Raw genomic sequence first — 20,552 nt, 5'->3', positions numbered from 1 at the left:
CGGCCAGCTCAGGATGATAAGGTGGAGGTATGGCTGAGATTTCGGAGAACGCACCTGCCAGGCTGCCCGACCGCGATTCCGTCGAGGCGGTTTTAGCCGCGCTCCCCGCTGGCTCGAACGAGGCGTCGCTTGCGGAAGCGTTGATGCAAGCCTTTCCGGGGTTCGCCTTCTCAGCCGCCAGCGTCCACGACCAATATTGGCGGGACACGCGCTCGGTGTTGGCCGCCAGCGGAAAGCGGATCGCCGAGTATCGGCCCTGGATGGAAGCCGAACTCGCCAGGGACAATGGAGATATCGCCAAGGTCTGGCGGCGTTTGCAGGACACTGACTTTCAGATCTCGGAGTGGCAGGGCAACAGCGTCTATGCCTTCGCGCCCACAGGTTCTGGCGCGGCTGACTATCTGCAGATTTCGCTCGGTCGCGAGACGGAATGGTGTGCGGGTCCGATCGTCAACCCATCGCACCGCCCTTGGGGCGAAGAGGAGCTGCTCGATCCTTCCTGGATCGCGCACGACGATATGTCAGACGACAAGGTGCTTGGGGGACCGCACTATCGATTGCTCGGCAGTGCCGCCACCAGCATCGTCCATGTGCGCAGCCTCCTCGCCCGGTGCGCACGCCTCGAGCGGGACAAACGCGAGGCTCGCCGGCCGGAAATCGAGCAGCGCGTCTGGGTCGGCTCGGATGGAACGCGCACCCCTTTCCTCGACCTGCAGCCCGACTGGTTCGATCAGGTTCCACGGGAGGTGCGCTTCTTCCAGGATTGGCAGGAATCGAGTGCCCGAGAGAGCCGCGTCTATGAGCATTGGGCGCTCGACATCAAGGATTACGAACATCGCGGCCAACGTGAAATCGGGTTCATCACCCGGCCGCTGAAACTGCCGGCGGAGAAGCTGGGGGCCGGGGAGCTGTCGGTACATGTGCTCATGGATAAGACCGAGGCAATTGACCGTGAGCTCGGGCTTCGGTTCGGATGGTTCTTCCTCATGACCCACGGCAACCGGGTCGACCCCGAGGTTGGTGAGGTCATCGCAAAAGGCCTGCGCGATGCGCGAGTTCTGTTGCCCGATCATGATGCCGAGGTGCTGCTGCGCTGGGCCGATCAGCGATATGGATTCTAGCAAAGGCACTGACGAAGGCGCTCAGGCGGTTGCGCTCCGGTTAGTAGACGTCCGGGCCTGGCATGACGGTTCGGCGCCTTCGCCAGTTCCCTCGATATGTTATACTGTTACGCCACGTGCGGTACGCTGGTTGACGCTCGAGCGAGGCGACCGCCATTGGAGGACGACGCAGATTTGGTCCGTCCGCTTGTCCTACTCCGTGAAGGAGAACAAGCGGACGTTGATAGACACAGGAGAACCCGAACGGTGCCCGTCGTGAACTCTCTCGGAGCCTACACGCGCCTCACCGCCAGCCTGTTTGCAGCCGGTCTGGTCGGCATCGTGGTGGACTGGATGCTCGACTATGCCGGACTGCCGCAGCCCCTCGCTTTCGCCATTGGGCTTGGAGCGATGTTCGCTACGGCGGGAATGATCAGCAAGCTTCCAGGTCTACGGGAAATGCGTGAACTGGTCGGCGACTATCGGGCGGTGGCCGCCTTCTGCATCATCATGGGCGTCATTTATTGGGTCATGGACGCAAGCGGATTTTTTGACTGGGCATTCAGCCAGACTTGGAGCTGAGCCGAGACGATTTGGCCATTCTCCACGTATATCTCGTCGATGTTGGCCTCATGATCACAGAAAACAGCGCCCGGCGCCGCCAACCTCGAATGTCAGCCGGCCCTCGAAGGACCCGAGACCCGGCCTTCCTTCGTTCCGACACGCCTGATCACTCCCAAGGCTGGGGCTCTTCATCGTCGCGAGGTAGCTCGTCAGTCCCGCGATCGTCATCATCAAGACCAATCGGGAAATCTTCCCCTAGCAGCTTCTCCTTGCTGAGCAGTCCGGCGTCCTCGAGCATTTCCATGTCGGGCAGGTCGCGCAGCGTGTCGAGGCCGAAATGCGACAGAAACCCCTTCGTCGTGACATAGGTGTAGGGCGCGCCCGGCTGCGGGCTGCGCGGGCCGGCGGCGATGAAGCCGAGCGCGCGCAGATAGCCGATCGCGTCGCGGCTGACCTGCTTGCCGATCATCTCCCCAAGCTCGCCGCGCGTCACCGGCTGATGATAGGCGATGCAGGCGAGCACCAGCATCTCGGCCTGGGAGAGCTGGATCGGCGCCGGCGTCGACCCGAAGGCGGCGTGGATCGCCTCGGCATAGCGCGGCCTTGTGCGCAGCTGCCAGCCGCCGGCGACCGCCACCAAATCATAGGGGTGGCCGCGCAAACTCTCGCGGATGTCGTCGATGACGAGCTCGATGCTGCAGGCGCCGCCAACCACGCGGGCGAGCGTCTCGCGCTCGACCGGGCCGGGCGCGGCGAAGATCACCGCCTCGACCCGGGCAACCCATTCGCGCCAGCGCAGCTCCGCGGGAAGCTCGGCGAGCTCAGTGTCGAGGGAGGCAAGGGCGCGGCGCCGGCGTGCCATGGCTACAATCCGTAGAGCCGGAAGCTCGGCCGGCCGCTGAGCTCGCGCACCGCCTCGAGCGCCTGAAGGCGCTCGAACAGCCGTCGCGCCGCCCAGCGCGACAGCGCCGGCGTCGTCAGCGATCCCGAGACCGCGTCGTCCTCGAGCAGAAGCCGGATCGCCTCCCCCGCCCCCTTGGTCCGCAGCTTCGGCATCGCCGCCTCGAGGCGCCGGCCGCGGGCGGCGATCTCGCCGGCGAGGCGGCAGGCCTCCGCCCCGCCCGCCGCGGCCGCGACACAGGCCGCGACCGCAAACCCCTCCTCTCCCGGCCGCCGGCGCCGGCGGCCCGGGCCGCCGCGCAGCAGCGGCGCATGGATCTGCGTCGCCAGGAGCGGGACGGCGAAGGGCCAGCGGAAACGCGCGGCAAGCACCAGGTCGGCGCACCACCAGGCCAGAGCCTCGGCCCGCGGACCAGCCGCCGCGACCTCGCCCGCGACGGACGCGGCGACCGATGGGGCCGGTCGGGTCGCGCGCGCCTGTTCCGCGACGAGCTCGGGGATCGCGCCAAAGCCATCGCTCCAGGCGAGGCCGAGCAGACCGACGATCGTGCGCAGGCTCTCGACCTCGATCGCCGGCGAACGGGAGGCGAGCCGACGCCACGCGGCCAGAACGTTGCCGGCGGGCCCTGGGTCGGCCCCGGCGGGGCGCAGATGCCAGGCGTCACGCAGCGCCGCCTCGTCCTCGCGATGCCCGAGCAGGCGCACTACGTTCGCGGCGGCTTTCAGCGCGAGCCGCTGGCGCCAGGCGCCGGCCCAGGCGGGCTCTCCGCGCACGAGATTGTCCAAGGAATTCAACGCCGCGCCGGCCATGTAGGCGGCCTCGGCAGCATCCTCGACCGGCGCGCGCGGCACCGCCCAGCCGGGAACGGCGGGCGCATCGAAGCTGGCGGTCCGGTTCGAATCGAGCGCGGGCATCGTCCGGAAGGATAGATGCGATGTGCGGTTTATGCCACCTCAATAGCGATGAACCGCACGCCCCGTCGCCGAATAAAAATGTCCGATAAGATTGAATTATCGGACGTTTTTGACATTATATAGAGAATGCGCGATGTCGCTCGGCCGAGATGGCTGGAATCGGCTGGAAAGCCGTCGTTTTTCGCCTCCCCTCTTCCCGGATGGGTGGATTCCTCGCCCTAATTGAGCGGACCGCCCGACCTGGATCGGTGGATTTCCCACGCCGCTGGAGCCGCGAGGGCACCCCTCGGGCGGAAAATCAGCCTCTTCGGGCCCGATGGGCACGGCGCCAGCGTCCAAAACCCCTGAAATCGCCTGTTTTCCGCACAGAGCCCCACAGGCGGCCGTTTTGGCCTCTTCTGGCACTTGGACCCATCTGCGGTGCCCGATCGACCTCCACGGGCCTCTGGCAAGGTCGATAAAACACGTCTGCAAAGGTTCGTTTGCTCAAATCTGTATTGATTGTACAAAGGGCCGGAAATCGCCCCCGGAGACGCCATGGCCCGCCCCGCCTTCTCCCCTCCCCGGCCGGCTCGCCGCCTGATCGGCTATGCCCGGGTTTCGACCGACGAGCAGGCGACCGATGCCCAGGTCGACGAGTTGCGCGCGGCCGGCTGCCAGATCATCCACCAGGAGCATGGCTCCGGGGCTTCGCGGGCCCGGCCGGTGCTGGCCAGGCTGATGCGCGAAATCGGGCCCAGTGACGTCCTGGTCGTCGTGCGGCTCGATCGCCTCGCCCGCTCGGTCAGCCACCTGCTCGCGGTAATCGAGGACCTGGAAGGACGTCAGGCCCATTTCCGCTCGTTGCGCGACCCGATCGACACCTCGACGCCGCAGGGCATGTTCTCGCTGCAGGTGCTCGGCGCTGTCGCCCAGCTTGAGCGTGCCCTTATCGCCGAGCGCACCAGGGCCGGGATGAAGGCGGCCAAGGCGCGCGGCAAGCTCCCCGGCAACCCCGGCCTGCGCGAGCGTCGGCCGGAGGCCATCCGTGCCGCCTCGGCGGCACGCCAGAAGGTCTATGTCGGTGACCTGATCGCCTCGGCCTCGGCCTGGCTGCCGATCGTGCGGCGCATGCGGCCGCAGCACAGCTGGGACGACGTGGTGCGGGTGCTGAACCATCGCGGCCAGAGCTGGACCATCGAGAAGCTGCGGCGCGCCGTGCATCGGCTGGTGCAGGAGCGGATGGCGGAGGCGGAGCTGCTTCGGCGCTCACCGCGGCGTCCGCCCGAGGACCGGCTGATGACGCTCGTCGCCGGCATCGCCATCGCCGACCCGGATCTCAGCTTGCGCGACATCGCCGCCCAGCTTGAGCGGATGCGCGAGCGCACACCGCGTGGCGGGCGGCAATGGGCCGCCTCTTCGGTCAAGTCCCTGTTGGACCAAGCGCGCCGGCTGGGGCTCGTGGTGCCGCAGCCGCGGGACGATACCTGAGATCGCAACGTGGCCCGCTCCGATCGCGCCGCGCTGCGCCGACGACAAGCGCGCCGAACCTATGCTGCCCTGGTGTCGCTGTGCGCCGGTCCTTGGGCGGCGCCACGCTTTGCTGCCAACCGCACTGCCGACGGAGCCGGGGCATCGGCCTCAGGCCGCCGGGCCAGAGCCTTGTTGGACAGGGTGTTGAGAATTCGCCGCTGCGTGCGCGGATCCTGTCCCTGAACAGCACGCCATTCCTCACTGGCCAGGATGGACCGGGCGAGCGCCAGATAGTCCGCATCCGATCGGCCTGGGGTTTTCGCGCACGAGGAAGCCATCGGCACGGGTCGCTCCTTGGGCCGCGGGCGCGGCTCCTCGGTCCAGGCCACCAACTGGTCCAGTGTGAGGGCCAGGCGCCCCCTCATCGAGGAGTTGCCGAGGTCCAGCAGCGCCGCGACGCCCAGCAGCGTCACCATGCGCCAGCCGATCGGCGCCGTTGCCAGCGGCTCGCCGGGATCGACCCCTGCCTGTGCCGTCGGAGTCAGACGAAGATCCGGCACGACATCTGCCACGAACGGTGTGCGACGCCCGGTGCGGGGGCGCGGCGGCTTCCACAGTAACCGGGCGACATGGAGCATCCGATCCCGAACCGCAGACTGATCTTCGATCCCTGCCGCCACCAGCGTCGATACGGCGGCAAAGAGGTCCGCGGAACCGCCGCGCCGCTCCTGGGGCATCGTTCGGGCGATCCTGCCGCATCGGATACAGGCGAGCCGGGCCGCCGCCTCATGAACAACGAACCGAAAACCGGAGCTGTCGAGACAGTGAGGACACGCTTCGTCGAGAACGCGATGATGGCGGCTGCAGACCACGGTCTCGACCAAGGCCCACGTCCGGCGGATATGATGGTCACGGCCGGCGGCGGCATCGTCATCAAGACAGGCCAAACAGACCGGCCGCCGGAAAGCGCCGGCCACTCTCCCCTCCCCCCAGACATACCAGCTGCGCGACCGTGACCGCGAGGAGAGCGCGAGGGCCCGCATGCGCTTTTCCGAAAGCCGGCACGCCGCCGCCCAAGCCTGCACCATCTCGGCCGAGGGCGCGAAGTCCCGCTCGGTGAACCTGACACAGCGGTCGTCCCGGAGGACGCCAAGCCACCTCGAAAGGTCGTCGTGGATGAGGTCATAGCGGCACGCGACGCGACCTTGCCAGGATGATAGCAGCTCATCGTCTTCCGGCCTCGGCGCGAGGGGGAGCTCGCGCCGCACTGTCATCGGCCGGCCCGCGGCTGAAGGCGCGCCTCGACCTTGCGCGTCATCGTGACGAGCGGCAGCACCAGTTCCTCGGTCTGGAAACTGTCCATGGTGATACATTCGGCGCCGGAGCGGATCGCCTCGACCGCAACCGTCTCGATCAGGCGGAAGATCCGCACCGTGACGCCATCGGTGAGGTCGAGCACGCGGGTACGGATCGCCGGCGCCGCCAGGTTCGAGGGCCGGCGCAGCGGCAGGATCGTCGCCAGGCTCGCCAGCAACTGCGCGAGGCGGGCGTTATTCTTCCAGTGCCGCAGGTGGAGGGCTTCGAACCGCTCTGCCAGCTGCGGATCGGTCAACAGCGCCTGGCGCGCGAGGTCCGTCCCCGCGCAAACCAGAGGAATCCTGAGATCGTTGGCCAGAAACCGGATGGCGTTCAGAAAGACCCGCTGTTGCCGGAAGCTGCCGGCGAGCATGGCGTGGATCTCATCGATGATCAGCATGCGGGCGCCCATGCTGCGCAGCAGCCGGCGGCAGACTTCCTTCTGCCGGTGGGTCGCCCCGTCCGCAGGCCCGGGCGCCCCGAGCGCCGTGAGCAGCTCACTGTAGATGTCCCGTTCGATCGGCTCGGCCGGCATCTGCATGGCGACGACCGGCATGGTGGTCACGCCCGTGCCCTGGTCGAAACAGGCGGGATGGTCGCGCAGGAACTTGCGGATGATCTTGGTCTTGCCCATGCCGGTGTCGCCATAGAGCAGCAGGCACGGCATGCGATCGCGGGGCGGATAGACTAAAAGGTCCTCGAGGCGGCTGAGCGCGGCCCGTGCCTGATCGAGGTCAAGCCACCGATCCGCTCGGATCCAGGCGATCCGCTCCGCATCCGCCAGAGCGGCCTGGTGGCGATAGGCCGGCAGGAGGTGGGCGTAGTCGGTCATGACCATTCCTCGACCGCCAGAACGGGCAAAGTCTCCGGTTCGTCCTTGGTGCCGGGCGCGACGACCTCCGCCGCGGCGCCCTGATCTGCGGCGTTGAGCGATCTCGCCCGCCGCGCGACCTGACGACGTGCGGATTTCGTGATCGATGCCGAGGTCTCCAGCAGCTCGCGCTGGGCCTCGACCGTGTCGAAGATGAGTTGCTCGTCGGTGAGCCGCACACCGCGCTGCCGCAAGGCCGCCTGGGCCAGCCGGTGCTCGCCGAGCGTGATACGCGGCCGGCGCAGGTCCGCATACCGGATCGGCCAATGGGCGCCGTCGGGACCCTCGACGAACACGCAGGACAGGTCACGGGGATCATACTTGACCCGCAGCTGTCGATCGAGCCGACCTGCCCAAGGGCTCAGAACGTCATCCCAGTAGCGCAGGCCGAAGATGTGCACGCCATCCCGACGGATGCTGCGCTCCTCGAACGGCAGGAAGTCGTAGAAGAACTGTTGATCATCATGCGGGTGCCGGAACGGCGCGCGGCGACGATCGAGAGCCTCCCGCCAGGCGGCATTCGGAGGCATCTGCAGGCTGCTGTGGACCTCGTTGTGGTAGCGGCCGACGATTTCGAGCGTCAGCCAGCGCTCGAGCTCCTCGATCGTCATGACCGCGTGACGCTCGGGATCGTAGTCGCCGCGCTCTGAAATGGAGCTGAACGTAGTACCGGGGAGCATATGGACCGCTCCCATCATGGTGCCGATCAGCCGCTCGATGTGGCCGCCATAGTGCGGGGTCGCCACAGGCCGGTGGAGCAGCGAGATGCCGTACTCGGCAGCTCCACGGGCCAGCGCCCGGGCGCGGAATTCGCGCGCATTGTCGACGTGGATGATGTCCGGCAGGCCCGACACAGGCCAATCGAGCTCGATGCCGCGCGCCAGGAGCCACTCCGCCTTTGGCATCACCGCATGATGTATGGCCAGGGCGACCGATGCCGACGACGGCGCCTCGAGGCTCAGATAAAAGCCCACCACGATGCGGCTTGCTACGTCGATCGCGAGCGTCAGCCATGGCCGCTGGATCGGCAGGCGGTAGATCGTGTCCACCACGAAGAGATCGACGCGCGTGTGATCGATCTGGACGATCTGGAGTGCGTGATCGGCACGGTATTCCTCCGGAACCGGTCTGAGCCGATCTCTGGCGGCCTTGTTGCCTTCACGCTGGCGGACAAGCTTGAAGCGGTCGATCTGCTCGACACGGGCTCGAACGGCTTTCCAGGACGGAATGTCCAGCCCGCGTTCACGACAAAGATGCCGGATGTGGTCATGAAGCGTGCTGACGGACGCTTTTTGCCGGGTGAGATACTTGTCGCGGATCGCCTCCTCGATGGCCGCCTCGACCTCGACGGCGAGGCGCCGGGCTCCTTTCTTTGGACCAGGTCGCGCCGCGGCCAGCGAACTCGTCACCGGCGCGCTGCGGTACTGCTCGATCAGCGCGTACAGCCGGCTTCGGCGTAATCCGAGGATACGGCACGCCGTCGCGACATCGATCGGCGACAATTGCCCGGCGTTGATCAGTGGCCGGATGACCGCCTCTCGGGCGACCGCGACCTGCCACCGGCTATCATCGATCGCGAGCTTGTCCTGGTCGCACGGCACGTGTCGACCTCCGCACTCGCCTTGATCCAGCGATCAAGGCTAAGATTCCAACGAACAAGGCTGAATCCACCGAATTAGGGTGAGCCGAACATGTTAAAAATCAATCAAATGGAATCCGGGGAAAAGAGCAGTGCGACACGCGATTCGGCGGCCCTCAGCCCGGCCGGAGGCGCGATTTGCGCGTCAGCAGCGCCAGAATCCCCGTGCCATTCCGGCGGCGCCGGATGCTGGAAAAGGAAGGCGGAACGCGATGGAAGGTGGCGACGCCTCGGCCGACGACGACAGCGATCTTCCGGACGCCGGCACGAAGGTGCTGGGCCCGGACCGCCGGGTGGTCATCAGGTCCCGCGAGCGCGTTGCCGTGGTGCTCTCGGCCGGCGGACATCGCCAAGCGAGGTCAGCGACGCTAGGCCTTCGGGATAAGGCCTCGTTCCACAAAGTGCCCATGCATCTCCGGGTACGGCATCGAGGCCGCGATCGCCGGGTCCATCTGCTTCAGCACCGCGGGTTCGCTTGGCGGGCCGGGCCAAAGCTGAATCCGATAGCGATCATCGTCGAGCTCGGCTTCCCCTTCCTCCATCACCCTCAAGCCGCCGTAGGAGACGCGGACCCGATAGGAGCCGGGCTCAAGGTCGAAGCGCTTCGCCTCCTTGAATTCGGAGACCCCGTCGCTTCCGTGACGCAGGCCGTCTGTGCCGACGCGGATTCCCGCTTCGACAACGTGCTCCCAACAGTCAGAATCCTCGGATGGCGCGCTCTCGGAGATCTCGACGGTGAAGGGGACGTCCCATTCCCGCGCCGTGAAGATCGTCACGGCGCCGTCGCCAGAACCGAACATGCGCAGGCTTTCGGCATAGGTCAGCTCGGCCGGCAACGTGCCCGCTTCGGGCGGTTCGCCCACGAGGTAGACGAGGGAGAATTCGGCGTCGAACACCAATTCATAGCGGCGCGTGTCCATGTTGGGTGACTCCCGAAAGCGGATTGTATCGTCAAGGCCAACCACCACTAACAGTTGCGCGCCACGGAGGTAAATTGATGACCGCAGGGCCGATCGGCGAAGACAACCGGATCGGAGGGGACTCCCCCTCCCCTCTCCCGGCTGTTTCGGACACAGCGTCATCCTCCGCGCTGCCGGCTCATCTCGAGAAGCTCGCCGACCGCGCCCGCGACTATGTCGATGCCGCGAGCTCGGCGAACACCCGCAAGGCCTACGGCTCCGATTGGCGGCACTTTTCGGGGTGGTGTCGGCGCCAGGGGCTCGAGGTGATCCCGCCCTCCCCTCAGGTCGTCGGCCTCTACATCACCGCCTGCGCCTCCGGCGCCGCCACGGCCGACCGCAAGCCGAATTCGGTGGCGACGATCGAAAGACGTCTGTCGGCGCTGACCTGGAACTATGCGCAGCGCGGCACCCCGCTCGATCGCAAGGATCGGCACATCGCCACGGTCCTGGCGGGCATCCGCAACACCCATGCCGCCCCGCCCCGCCAGAAGGAGGCGGTCCTGCCTGAAAACGTCATCGCCATGCTGGAGACGCTCGATCGCGCGTCGCTACGGGGGCTACGCGACCGCGCCATGCTGTTGCTGGGTTTCGCCGGTGGCCTGCGCCGATCCGAGGTCGTCGGCCTCGACCTCCATCGCGACGACACCGAGGATGGTGGCGGATGGATCGAGATTCTCAAGAAGGGCATGATCGTCACGCTGCGCGGCAAAAACGGCTGGCGTGAGGTCGAGATCGGGCGCGGCTCGTCGGACGCGACCTGCCCTGTCGCGGCGCTCGAAACCTGGCTGAAGCTGGCGAAGATCGGCCACGGCCCCCTGTTTCGGCGCGTGACCGGCCAAGGCAAGAACGTCGGCCCAGATCGTTTGACCGACAAGCAGGTGGCGCGGCTGGTCAAGCGGACCGCGCTCGCGGCCGGGATCAGGGGCGAGCTCACAGAGGGCGAGCGGGAGCAGAAATTCGCCGGCCATTCGCTACGCGCAGGCCTCGCCTCCTCGGCCGAGGTCGACGAGCGTTACGTCCAGAAGCAGCTCGGCCATGCCAGCGCGGAAATGACCCGCCGCTACCAACGCCGGCGCGACCGCTTCCGGGTGAACCTCACCAAGGCCGCGGGCCTCTGACCCTGCCCTCCCCGCTCAGGAATTCAGCGGCGGCCGCCCGGAGAGCTCCGGCGACGCGCTCGCCTTACTCATCACGTCGCCGATCGCGAGGCGGAGCTCATCCTGGGCGTCGCTCGCGCTGACGTTCGCGGTGAAGGCCGCCAATGCCGCCAGTTTGAGCGCAGCGACCATGGTGGCTTCGCTTCCCACGTCGGCGGACATTCTCGGGTTCTGATCATCCTTCAGAACGGCCATCGCCGAGTGCGTCAGGGTACGGCCAAATTGATCGATCAGGCTGCCGAATTTGTCGATCTCGACGTCGCCTTGTGACCGGCTTGGCCGTTCGGCCGGAGGGGCGTTCTTCACCGCGAGCGTCACCTCTCCGACGACGGCGTCGACGAGGCCGACGAGCTCGCCCGCGCGGGCATCCAGCTCGTCCCACGGAATGCACCTCGTTCCGAGCCCGTGCTGCGCACGGAGTTCCGCGGGTGTGTTGGACCTGATGCTGGCGTGAATGGTCAGACCCGACCGATCATCCCCAAAGATCGTCATGATCCGAACGCGAGCCGGGCGATCGCCGAGGCTGCGTAATTGCTCGGCGCGATCAAGGGCTGCCGCGATCGCGGCGCCAACCGATGTTGAAATTCCGGTCAAATCGCCCTCCCCTTTCGCATTCCCCTGAAAAGCCTAGCTGAGTCGTATCCGCTGACAGAGTCATTCCCACCCACGGCTTGGATCCTTCGGCCGCTTTTCCAAAAGCTTCCGGAGCTCGGAGCTCGCCAGGACGCCGCCAGAACCACCCTGTTGCCGCGGTCTGCTGGGCTCGTCGGCGGCTTCCGGCCGTGCCGCAGGCGGTTTCGAGGCATCGAGCTTCGCGCGCAGCAACGCCATGACCATCGGCCAGGTGGAGAATTTGCCGGCCCGGGCCCGCTCCGTCAGGCTGCGCAGGTAGCCGCCGGCGCTGTTGATCTGGTCGGCGCGCTGATACATCGCCGCCAGCGTGATCCCGGCCTGTTGCTCGCCAAGTACCTCGCGCGCCTCCCTCCAGGCGCTCGGGCTGATCCCCAGCATCGGCCGGGCAAGCTCCGCGGCGGCCAGAAAATCGCGCCAGTGGCGGATTTCACCGCCCTGGGCGAGCTCACGCAGGTTCGAGCAGGCGTCCAGCACGATCCCCAATGGCAGGTCACGCCTCGGCAAGCTCCGCAGCTTGTCGTTTTCCTCGGCGCTGCCGCCCGCTTCTTTCTTCTCTCGAAAGCCATTTTCAGATTCAGAGAGGGAGTCTGGATTTGAATTCTGTATGTGGCGACCAGAATGGGACTCATTGGCGTCCATATTCTGGGAATCTGCAAATGATTCCAGTACGTCACGGATGTCCCGCCAGAGCGCCTCGAGCTCCTCGCAGACGCTCTCCACGATCTGCCGTGGGGCCGAACGTGGTAAACGGTTCATTACCGCCTGATAGCTCTGCTGCACCCTGCCCCAATTGCCCGGCACGCTTTCCTCGATGCCGGTGTCGATCATCTTGACGATATCCCGGCGCAGGAGCGTCAGCCTCTCCTTTGCCACGCGGAAGGCCCGCTTCTCGGCCTGCACGGCTTCCGCCAGGTCCTTGAACTCGGCTGCGCGCGCGACGATCGGCGAGAGATCGAAGCCGAACGCCTGTTCGATCTGACCTCCCCGCCCCTTCCGGGCGTAGCGCTTCCCGTTCGGACTATCCCTTCGAATGATCAGCCCACACTCGACGAGAATGCCGAGATGCCGGCGAAGGGTCGTCGGTGGCATGCCGTTGGCGCGCGCCATCAGCTGCTCGTTCGACGGCCAGACGACGAAATCGCTATCGCCGGTGAGTGCCGTCTCCTGATGGAACGACAACAGGGCATTCAGGATCGCCAGCGCGCGATCCGTTGCTCCGACGAGGTCACGGGCCTCGCGGATATGTTGGAAGGTCTGCCACTTATGGACGACGGCATCCTTCGGCGCCGTGCGTGCCTTCACCTGGCTCGCAATCTGGCCAAGTGTCATCGTTCGCCGCCCAAAGGGCGTCGTCGCAATGTATTCCGTCATGGTTCTGCCTTTCAGCTTTTAGGCAAAGCGAAAGCGCTCACCAAAACGGCGCCCAATCTCCTCTCGGAGACTCTTGACTGTGATTCGCGGAAGTGAGATTCTCGTTGTCGCCAAACGAACGAGAGAGGCTTCCGGGACGCTGTTTCGGGGGCCTTTCTTTTTACCGCATGCTACCTCTTCGTTTGTTGCACCTGTCCGGTGAGGCCGAGGCCGCCACCCTCCCAACGCATCGCTCAACCTTGTCAGCTGACAAGGTTTTCGCTCCACGCCGAAATCATCCTCCGCCCTCGCGGGCAAAAAAACGCTCCAAAAGCGCCGGCAGCTCCTCCTCGACGAAGTCGCTGAACGCCGGCGCATACTCCGTCGCGACCGCAAGCTTGATATCGCCCATGGAGAAGGTCGCCTTTCCGACAACCTGTCCGGATGGGGCTTTGATCTCGACATGAGTCCGCGTTCGGCTCGCAGGCTTCTTCAGCGCAGCGAGAGCGTGCTTGAACCTCTCATCCGACGGCTGTCCCGAAACCTTGTCAGCTGACAAGGTTTCGCGCACCCGAGCCAGCGCCGACGGGTCTTCACCAAGGGCCGACGCCAGCGAGATCCATCGTGGCCGGCCGACCTTCGGCGCGCGGCCGATCGCCTCGATCACGTCCACGGGAATCGCACGGCAAACGGATCTCATGCGCGCCAATTCAGGATCATCAATCGACAACGCCGCTCGGATATCCCGTGCCTTGATGCCGGCCCCATCCATTCGCCACGCGAACAGCGCGCGCTCGATCCAGCTCAGGTCTTGCCGCGCGGCATTCTCTATGCCCTGCGCCACGACAAGCTCGCTGTCCGACAATGACAGAATCGTCGCTTTGACTTTGATGCCAAGCTCCGATGCCGCCCGCCAACGGCGATGCCCGTAGACAACCTGGTAGCGGCCTTCGGAGACAGGATGCCGTCGAACCTGAATCGGGACCTTTTGGCCCTCGTCCTGGATCAGCTTCTTCAGAGCCTCGAACGGGGTCTCGTTGTCATCGGGTAGCCTGTCCGGGAACGGCGATGGATCGATCAAATTTGGATCGAGTTCCGAGCCTCCACCGGCCTCGACAAGCGCACGCAGATTGTCGCGCTCTTCTCGCAGCTCCGTCAAAGATCGCTGTGTTGCACCAATTACCCCCGCGCCGACACGCGCGACCGGTTGCACCGGCGGCGTCGACGGATCCTTCGGTCCAGACGGAACTGGAGCTTCCGCCTCCGGCTGGGAGAAGGCTCCAAAATTTGCGAGAATTGACTTGCCTGCGGGACGTTTCGCCATCAGCTCCGCCCCCAGCTTTGCTTGATCAGACCGAGGATCTGGTCGTTGACGGCGTCGATCGACTCACGGGCACGCTTCGCGGTCGTTGCCGAGATATTGCCGGATTCAAGTTCATAGAGCGTGCGCTTTGCCAAGCCGGCGGTTTCGATCGCCGCGCTCTCAATGGCCGTCGACGTCAACACATCCTCGGTGAAGAGATGGCGCAGCATCGAGACAACATGGACCTGTGAATGATCCATGGGATCGTGCCTCGTGACGACATAGCGCAGGAAGTCCTGCTTCATCGTCGCGCCGGCATCCCGAATAACCGAAATCAGATCGCCCATCATGAGAAGGAACTGGCTCATCGACATGACGTCGAGCATCGCGGGATGGACGGTGACGAGAAGACCCGTCGCGGCGTAAATCGCGCCGAGCGTCAGAAAGCCGAGGGAAGGGGGGGTGTCCAAAATGACGACGTCATACCGATCCTCAACGTCCGCCAAGGCGAGACGCAACCGCTCGAAAAAGATGCTGTCATCGCCGTCCCGTCGCTGCTGCGACAGGAACCGGGGCGTCTCATGCTCATACTCCATGACCTCGATATTCCCCGGGATCAGATCGATACCGGTGAAGTACGTTGGCCTGATTATCTCAGAGATTGGCCGACGCTCCTTGTCGTATCTCAGAGCCGCATAGATCGTCTCGTTTTGCCGAACGTCCATTTCCGGCTGCGCGCCGAACATTGCGGACAGCGATGCTTGGGGGTCGAGATCAATCGCCAGGACGCGATAGCCGTGCAGCGCCAGGTAGTGCGCGAGATGCGCACTCGTTGTCGTCTTAGCGCTGCCACCCTTGAAATTCGCGACCGCCAGAATTTGTAGGTGTTCGCCCTCGCGGCGATGCGGCAAGAATCTCAAGGCCTCCGCCGGCCGCTGGGCAGCAAAAAGCTCCCGAAGCTCGTTGATCTGCGCCAGCGTATAGACGCGATGATTGTTTTCGAGGCGGGCTGGGACCGGACCTTTTCCCTCGTTCGACATAAGCTTCAAGGTCGACTCCGGAATGGACGTCAGCCGAGACACCTCGTGGATCATGAAGGTTCTGAGGCTCTTCTGTGCGTCCGGCGGGTACATCTGCTGGCGCCGCGCCTGCAGGTGCTCCGAGAGCAAGCCAGCGTGCCGAACGATCTTGTCGGCTGGGTCTTCGCTCTGCATGCTGATTGCGGCTTGCACAGCCATTGTCGATTCCAGTCCTTATTGTCGGCCTAAGTGCGACTTATCGGCCTTTGCCCGACAACAGCTAGGCCACGATTCTGCGGATGCGTCCAGCGCTTTAAGGTTAACGGCTCGTTAACGCGAGACGGCGTCGGCCCTCCATTCCTGCCACTTTATCGCATTGAATCAGTTATTTAGCCGACCGCACAGCTCAGGCACCAAGTGTAGCGACTAGTAAATCTATTAGTGCTGGAAGTCCGATTTCGGACGTTTCTCGGCCTCGATTTCCTCGTTCTCGGCGCGACTCAGCGCAGCTTCCGTCGAGACGCACTCATAATTTCGCTAGTCGCGGCCATCAGCGCAAACGTGCCTCCTGTCTCCGAACACACTCGAATCGGAGCAATACTGATGCGGGCACTGGCTATTCCTGCCGATACGCATAATGACTTTGCTGATCTCGTCGATTCAATGCATCGACTTCGTGCCCGCGTCTTCAAGGATCGGTTGGGCTGGGCGGTCGACGTGCGGGACGGCCGCGAAAGTGACCAGTTCGACGGCTTCTCGCCGACTTATATCGTCGCGCTGTCCTCCAGGTCGCAGATCGTCGGCTGCGCCAGGCTGCTGCCGGCGACCGGCCCGACCATGATGGACGTGCTCTTCCCGGACCTCGGGGCCTCTGGCGTCTACAAGCCAAACGCCTTCATAATTGAGAGCTCCCGCTTTTGCGTCGACACGGCGCTCGACGAGGGAAGGGCAGGGGGATCGCTCCACGACGCCACGCTGACCATGTTCGCCGCGATCATCGAATGGGCGATGGTGAACGGCTATCGCGAAATCGTCACCGGCACCGACCTGCGCGTCGAACGCATCCTCAACCGCGCCGGCTGGCCGATGAAGCGGCTGGGCGAGCCGCGAAGGATTGGCGAGACGACGGCCGTCGCCGGCGTCCTGCCCGCCGACCGACGCAGCTTCGAGCGCGTCCGGCCCGCTTCCTATTACTCGACCTTCTGTCCGCTGCTGCGCGCAGCCTGAGCGAGGAGGACGGTCATGGCCCAGCTTCGTTCACATCCGCGCCTGGTCCGCAAACTGCAGGAGGCGCTTGGCGATCAGCTCTGCATCGCCCTCGATGACGCCACCGTCGTCGAGATCATGCTCAATCCCGATGGTCGCCTCTTCATCGAGCGCCTCGGCCATGGCGTCGCGCCGGCCGGACAGATGAACGCTGCCACCGCTGAAATCGTGATCGGCAGCGTGGCCCACGCGCTGCATTCCGAAGCTGACGAGGATCGCCCGATCGTATCGGGCGAGCTGCCGATCGGCGGCCACCGCTTCGAGGGTCTCCTGCCGCCGGTGGTCGCGGCGCCGGCCTTCACCATTCGGCGTCGCGCCTCGCGGCTCATTCCGCTCGACGACTATGTCGCGGCGAAGATCATGACGGAGCATCAGGCCTGTGTGATCCGCAATGCGATCACCTCGCGGATGAACATCGTCATCTCCGGCGGCACCGGCTCGGGCAAGACCACGCTCGCCAATGCGGTCATTGCCGAGGTCGTCGAATCGGCGCCGGACGATCGCATCCTGATCCTGGAGGACACGGCGGAGATCCAGTGCGCGGCGGAGAATGTGGTCGCCCTGCACACCAGCGACGCGATCGACATGGGCCGGCTGCTGAAAAGCACCATGCGCTTGCGTCCCGATCGAATTGTCGTCGGCGAAGTTCGCGACGGCGCCGCGCTCACATTGCTGAAGGCCTGGAACACGGGCCATCCGGGCGGCGTGACGACGATCCATTCCAACACCGCGGAATCCGCGCTGCGGCGCCTCGAGCAGCTCACCGCCGAGGCCAGCCAGCAGCCGATGCACGAAGTCATCGGCGAGGCCGTCGACCTGATCGTCTCGATCGAACGCACGCCGAAGGGCCGCGTCGTCCGCGATGTCCTGCACGTCGAGAGCTTCGTCAATGGCCACTACCGCACCGAATCCTATTCGCCGAAGGAGGAACGCCATGTCGCGTGAACGTCTGTGCAAGCTTGCGCTCGCGGCACTGGCGCTCGCGCTGGTGCTTGCCGAGCCTGCCTTCGCCTCGGGCGGCGGCAGCCTGCCATGGGAAGGCCCGCTGCAGCAGATCCAGCAGTCGATCACCGGGCCGGTCGCCGGCTTCATCGCCTTGGCCGCGGTCGCCGTAGCCGGTGGCATGCTCATCTTCGGCGGCGAGCTCAACGATTTCGCGCGGCGCCTCATGTATGTCGTGCTGGTCGCAGGCATCCTTCTAGGAGCCACCCAGATCGTTGCGCTGTTCGGCGCGAGCGGTGCCTCGATCGGCGACGTCGCGTCCTCACGCTTGATCGAGCGGGCAGGGGAGGGCGGCCGTGGCTGAACCGGGATCGACCCTCGACCGTTCGCGCATCCATCGGGCGCTGTCGCGCCCGAACCTTCTCCTCGGTGCCGACCGCGAGCTCGTGCTGCTGACCGGCCTCGCCGCGGCGATCCTGATCTTCGTCGTGCTGACGCCCTATTCAGCGCTGTTCGGCATCGCGGTCTGGATCGTGGTGGTGGCGGCGCTGCGGATGATGGCAAAGGCCGACCCGATGATGCGGCGCGTTTATGCCCGCCATGTCGGCTACCGACCGTACTATCGCCCGACGTCGACGCCGTGGCGGCGTTTCTGAGGACCGGCCATGGTGGCAATACGCTCCTTCCGCCATTCCGGCCCGTCCTTCTCGGATCTTGTGCCCTACGCCGCGATCGTGGCGAACGGCGTCATCCTTCTCAAGGACGGTTCGCTCATGGCGGGCTGGTACTTTGCTGGGCCTGACTCCGAGAGCTCCACGGATGCGGAGCGCAACGAGGTGTCCCGGCAGATCAACGCGATCCTGTCCCGGCTCGGCACCGGCTGGATGATCCAGGTCGAGGCGGTGCGGGTTGCCACATCCGACTATCCCGCCCGCGAGGAGTGCCACTTTCCCGATGCGGTCACGCGCGCCATCGACGACGAGCGGCGCGCGCATTTTCAGGAGGGCAGGGGACATTTCGAGAGCCGCCATGCGCTGATCCTCACCTGGCGGCCGCCGGAGCGGCGGCGTTCCGGACTTGCCCGCTATGTTTATTCCGACAGCGAAAGCCGCGCTGCGCGCTATGCGGACACCGTCCTCGACAATTTCCTGACCTCGATCCGCGAGGTCGAGCAATATCTCGGCAATGTCCTTTCGATCCGTCGCATGGTGACGCGATCGGTCGAGGAGCGAGGCGGCTTCCAGACCGCCCGCTACGATGAGCTCTTCCAGTTCATCCGGTTCTGCATCACCGGCGAGAACCACCCCGTTCGCCTTCCCGAGATCCCGATGTATCTCGACTGGCTGGCGACGGCCGAGTTCAGCCACGGCCTCACGCCGATGGTCGACAGCCGCTATCTCGCCGTGGTCGGCATTGACGGACTTCCGGCGGAGAGCTGGCCCGGCATTCTCAATTCGCTCGACCTGATGCCGCTCACCTATCGCTGGTCGTCGCGCTTCATCTTCCTCGATGACCAGGAGGCCCGCGCGCGGCTCGAGCGGACCCGCAAGAAGTGGCAACAGAAGGTCAGGCCGTTCTTCGACCAGCTCTTCCAGACGCAGTCGCGCTCCGTCGACCAGGACGCCTTGGCGATGGTCGCGGAAACCGAAGATGCGATCGCACAGGCTTCGTCGCAGCTCGTCGCCTATGGCTACTACACGCCGGTGATCGTGCTGTTCGACGACAGCGAGGCCCGGCTGCGCGAGAAGGCGGAAGCCGTCCGCCGGCTCGTCCAGGCCGAGGGCTTCGGCGCCCGGATCGAAACCATCAACGCGACGGAGGCATTTCTCGGCAGCCTGCCGGGCAACTGGTATGCGAACATTCGCGAGCCGCTGATCAACACCCGCAACCTCGCCGACCTGATCCCGCTCAATTCGGTTTGGTCGGGCGAGCCAACGGCACCTTGCCCGTACTATCCGCCGGGCTCGCCGCCGCTGATGCTGGTGGCGAGCGGCTCGACGCCCTTTCGCCTGAATCTGCACGTCGACGATGTCGGCCACACCCTGATCTTCGGACCGACCGGCTCGGGCAAGTCCACGCTGCTGGCGCTGATCGCCGCGCAATTCCGGCGCTACGCGCAGGCGCAGATCTTCGCGTTCGACAAGGGCCGCTCGATGTTGCCGCTTACCTTGGCCGCCGGTGGTGACCATTACGAGATCGGCGAGAGCGATGGCGCTGGCGCTCCGACGCTCGCCTTCTGCCCGCTCGCCGAGCTCCGCACGGACGGTGACCGCGCCTGGGCGTCCGAATGGATCGAGACGCTGGTGGCGCTGCAGGGCGTGACGATCACGCCCGATCATCGCAATGCCATCTCGCGTCAGATCGGCCTGATGGCGTCGGCGAATGGGCGCTCGCTCTCCGATTTCGTGTCGGGCGTGCAGATGCGCGAGATCAAGGAAGCGCTGCACCACTACACGGTCGACGGACCGATGGGTCAGCTGCTCGACGCGGAGAGCGACGGGCTGTCGCTCCGCTCCTTCCAGACCTTCGAGATCGAGCAGTTGATGAACATGGGCGAGCGCAGCCTCGTGCCTGTGCTGCTCTATCTTTTCCGCCGGATCGAGAAGCGGCTGACCGGCGCGCCGAGCCTGATCGTGCTCGACGAGGCGTGGCTGATGCTCGGTCACCCGACGTTCAGGGACAAGATCCGCGAGTGGCTGAAGGTGCTGCGCAAGGCCAACTGCGCGGTGATCCTGGCGACGCAGTCGATCTCCGACGCCGAGCGCTCCGGCATCATCGACGTTCTGAAGGAGAGCTGCCCGACCAAGATCTGCCTGCCGAACGGCGCGGCGCGCGAGCCGGGCACGCGTGAGTTCTACGAGCGCATCGGCTTCAACGAGCGGCAGATCGAGATCGTCGCAACCGCGCTTCCGAAACGGGAATACTACGTCGCCTCGCCGGAAGGGCGTCGCCTGTTCGACATGGCGCTCGGTCCGGTCGCGCTCTCCTTCGCCGGCGCCTCGGGCAAGGAAGACCTCAAGCAAATTGCCGCGCTGAAGGCCGAGCATGGCGACGGCTGGCCGGCGCGCTGGCTCCAACAGAGAGGAATAGGCGATGCGGAAGCCCTTCTTCACCAAAGTTAGC

19 protein-coding genes are annotated in these 20,552 nt (G+C 65.4%); 9 read left to right on the top strand and 10 right to left on the bottom strand.

The genetic code is table 11. From position 1 onward, the window contains the following. Positions 1 to 29: 29 nt before the first annotated feature. Positions 30 to 1,121: a hypothetical protein gene (locus K9D25_RS24665; protein WP_244451480.1), complete on the top strand. Its 1,092-nt coding sequence runs from the start codon at positions 30 to 32 to the stop codon at positions 1,119 to 1,121. Between the two features lie 246 nt (positions 1,122 to 1,367). Next, entirely contained in the window at positions 1,368 to 1,682 is a 315-nt protein-coding gene (locus tag K9D25_RS24660) for a hypothetical protein (protein ID WP_244451479.1), read from the top strand. 148 nt (positions 1,683 to 1,830) lie between these two features. On the opposite strand, the gene scpB is transcribed toward K9D25_RS24660, so the two are convergent. Next, a complete protein-coding gene (gene scpB / locus K9D25_RS24655; protein WP_244451478.1) occupies positions 1,831 to 2,526 on the bottom strand; it encodes an SMC-Scp complex subunit ScpB in 696 nt (231 codons plus the stop codon). Between the two features lie 2 nt (positions 2,527 to 2,528). Beyond that, the gene (locus K9D25_RS24650) at positions 2,529 to 3,479 is read right to left on the bottom strand and encodes a DUF1403 family protein (protein ID WP_244451477.1); all 951 of its coding nucleotides are present in this window, start codon (positions 3,477 to 3,479) and stop codon (positions 2,529 to 2,531) included. A 537-nt stretch (positions 3,480 to 4,016) separates the two neighbouring features. Between K9D25_RS24650 and K9D25_RS24645 the strand changes: the two genes are divergently transcribed. Then, the gene (locus tag K9D25_RS24645; protein WP_244451102.1) at positions 4,017 to 4,949 is read left to right on the top strand and encodes a recombinase family protein; all 933 of its coding nucleotides are present in this window, start codon (positions 4,017 to 4,019) and stop codon (positions 4,947 to 4,949) included. 59 nt (positions 4,950 to 5,008) lie between these two features. Here K9D25_RS24645 and K9D25_RS24640 read toward each other — a convergent pair whose 3' ends face one another. The 4 genes from K9D25_RS24640 to K9D25_RS24625 form a co-directional block, all read right to left on the bottom strand. Then, positions 5,009 to 6,205: a TniQ family protein gene (locus K9D25_RS24640; RefSeq protein WP_244451103.1), complete on the bottom strand. Its 1,197-nt coding sequence runs from the start codon at positions 6,203 to 6,205 to the stop codon at positions 5,009 to 5,011. Then, on the bottom strand, positions 6,202 to 7,119 hold the full coding sequence (locus tag K9D25_RS24635; RefSeq protein ID WP_432207966.1) for a TniB family NTP-binding protein: 918 nt from the start codon (positions 7,117 to 7,119) through the stop codon (positions 6,202 to 6,204). The genes K9D25_RS24640 and K9D25_RS24635 overlap by 4 nt, the downstream gene beginning before the upstream one ends. Then, positions 7,116 to 8,759, bottom strand: coding sequence for a Mu transposase C-terminal domain-containing protein (locus K9D25_RS24630; RefSeq protein WP_244451105.1), 1,644 nt, complete (start codon positions 8,757 to 8,759; stop codon positions 7,116 to 7,118). Before K9D25_RS24630 ends, K9D25_RS24635 begins: the two co-directional genes overlap by 4 nt. 406 nt (positions 8,760 to 9,165) lie before the next feature. After that, entirely contained in the window at positions 9,166 to 9,717 is a 552-nt protein-coding gene (locus K9D25_RS24625; protein ID WP_244451476.1) for a hypothetical protein, read from the bottom strand. A gap of 77 nt (positions 9,718 to 9,794) precedes the next feature. Here K9D25_RS24625 and K9D25_RS24620 point away from each other — a divergent pair, with 77 nt between their 5' ends. Continuing rightward, positions 9,795 to 10,877: a tyrosine-type recombinase/integrase gene (locus tag K9D25_RS24620; RefSeq protein ID WP_244451475.1), complete on the top strand. Its 1,083-nt coding sequence runs from the start codon at positions 9,795 to 9,797 to the stop codon at positions 10,875 to 10,877. 15 nt (positions 10,878 to 10,892) lie between these two features. On the opposite strand, the gene K9D25_RS24615 is transcribed toward K9D25_RS24620, so the two are convergent. The 4 genes from K9D25_RS24615 to repA form a co-directional block, all read right to left on the bottom strand. After that, complete coding sequence (locus K9D25_RS24615) at positions 10,893 to 11,510, bottom strand: hypothetical protein (RefSeq protein WP_244451474.1); 618 nt, start codon at positions 11,508 to 11,510, stop codon at positions 10,893 to 10,895. A 60-nt stretch (positions 11,511 to 11,570) separates the two neighbouring features. Further along, a complete protein-coding gene (gene repC / locus K9D25_RS24610; RefSeq protein WP_244451473.1) occupies positions 11,571 to 12,920 on the bottom strand; it encodes a plasmid replication protein RepC in 1,350 nt (449 codons plus the stop codon). Positions 12,921 to 13,194: 274 nt separating this feature from the next. Further along, the gene (gene repB, locus K9D25_RS24605; protein ID WP_244451472.1) at positions 13,195 to 14,223 is read right to left on the bottom strand and encodes a plasmid partitioning protein RepB; all 1,029 of its coding nucleotides are present in this window, start codon (positions 14,221 to 14,223) and stop codon (positions 13,195 to 13,197) included. Next, positions 14,223 to 15,440 carry a plasmid partitioning protein RepA gene (repA, locus tag K9D25_RS24600; protein WP_244451471.1) on the bottom strand — a complete coding sequence of 406 codons (1,218 nt, stop codon included), beginning with the start codon at positions 15,438 to 15,440 and terminating at the stop codon, positions 14,223 to 14,225. The genes repB and repA overlap by 1 nt, the downstream gene beginning before the upstream one ends. Positions 15,441 to 15,824: 384 nt before the next feature. Between repA and traI the strand changes: the two genes are divergently transcribed. From traI to K9D25_RS24575, 5 genes are read left to right on the top strand one after another with little or no spacing between them, the layout of a single operon-like run. After that, positions 15,825 to 16,448 (top strand): acyl-homoserine-lactone synthase TraI, encoded by a 624-nt coding sequence (gene traI / locus K9D25_RS24595; RefSeq protein ID WP_244451529.1) that lies wholly within the window; start codon positions 15,825 to 15,827, stop codon positions 16,446 to 16,448. A 15-nt stretch (positions 16,449 to 16,463) separates the two neighbouring features. After that, positions 16,464 to 17,432, top strand: a complete 969-nt coding sequence (gene trbB / locus K9D25_RS24590) for a P-type conjugative transfer ATPase TrbB (RefSeq protein WP_029349434.1) — start codon at positions 16,464 to 16,466, stop codon at positions 17,430 to 17,432. Continuing rightward, positions 17,422 to 17,793, top strand: a complete 372-nt coding sequence (locus K9D25_RS24585; RefSeq protein WP_126280986.1) for a TrbC/VirB2 family protein — start codon at positions 17,422 to 17,424, stop codon at positions 17,791 to 17,793. The genes trbB and K9D25_RS24585 overlap by 11 nt, the downstream gene beginning before the upstream one ends. Then, positions 17,786 to 18,085 (top strand): conjugal transfer protein TrbD, encoded by a 300-nt coding sequence (locus K9D25_RS24580; protein ID WP_029349440.1) that lies wholly within the window; start codon positions 17,786 to 17,788, stop codon positions 18,083 to 18,085. The genes K9D25_RS24585 and K9D25_RS24580 overlap by 8 nt, the downstream gene beginning before the upstream one ends. Positions 18,086 to 18,094: 9 nt before the next feature. Then, positions 18,095 to 20,551, top strand: a complete 2,457-nt coding sequence (locus K9D25_RS24575; RefSeq protein ID WP_244451470.1) for a conjugal transfer protein TrbE — start codon at positions 18,095 to 18,097, stop codon at positions 20,549 to 20,551. The last annotated feature ends 1 nt before the right edge of the window (position 20,552 follow it).

The sequence above is a fragment of the Ancylobacter polymorphus genome, from assembly GCF_022836935.1.
Classification (GTDB): Bacteria; Pseudomonadota; Alphaproteobacteria; order Rhizobiales; family Xanthobacteraceae; genus Ancylobacter; species Ancylobacter polymorphus_A.
Note: the sequence above shows the minus strand (reverse complement) of the source record. Positions and strands in the feature narration are given on the sequence as shown.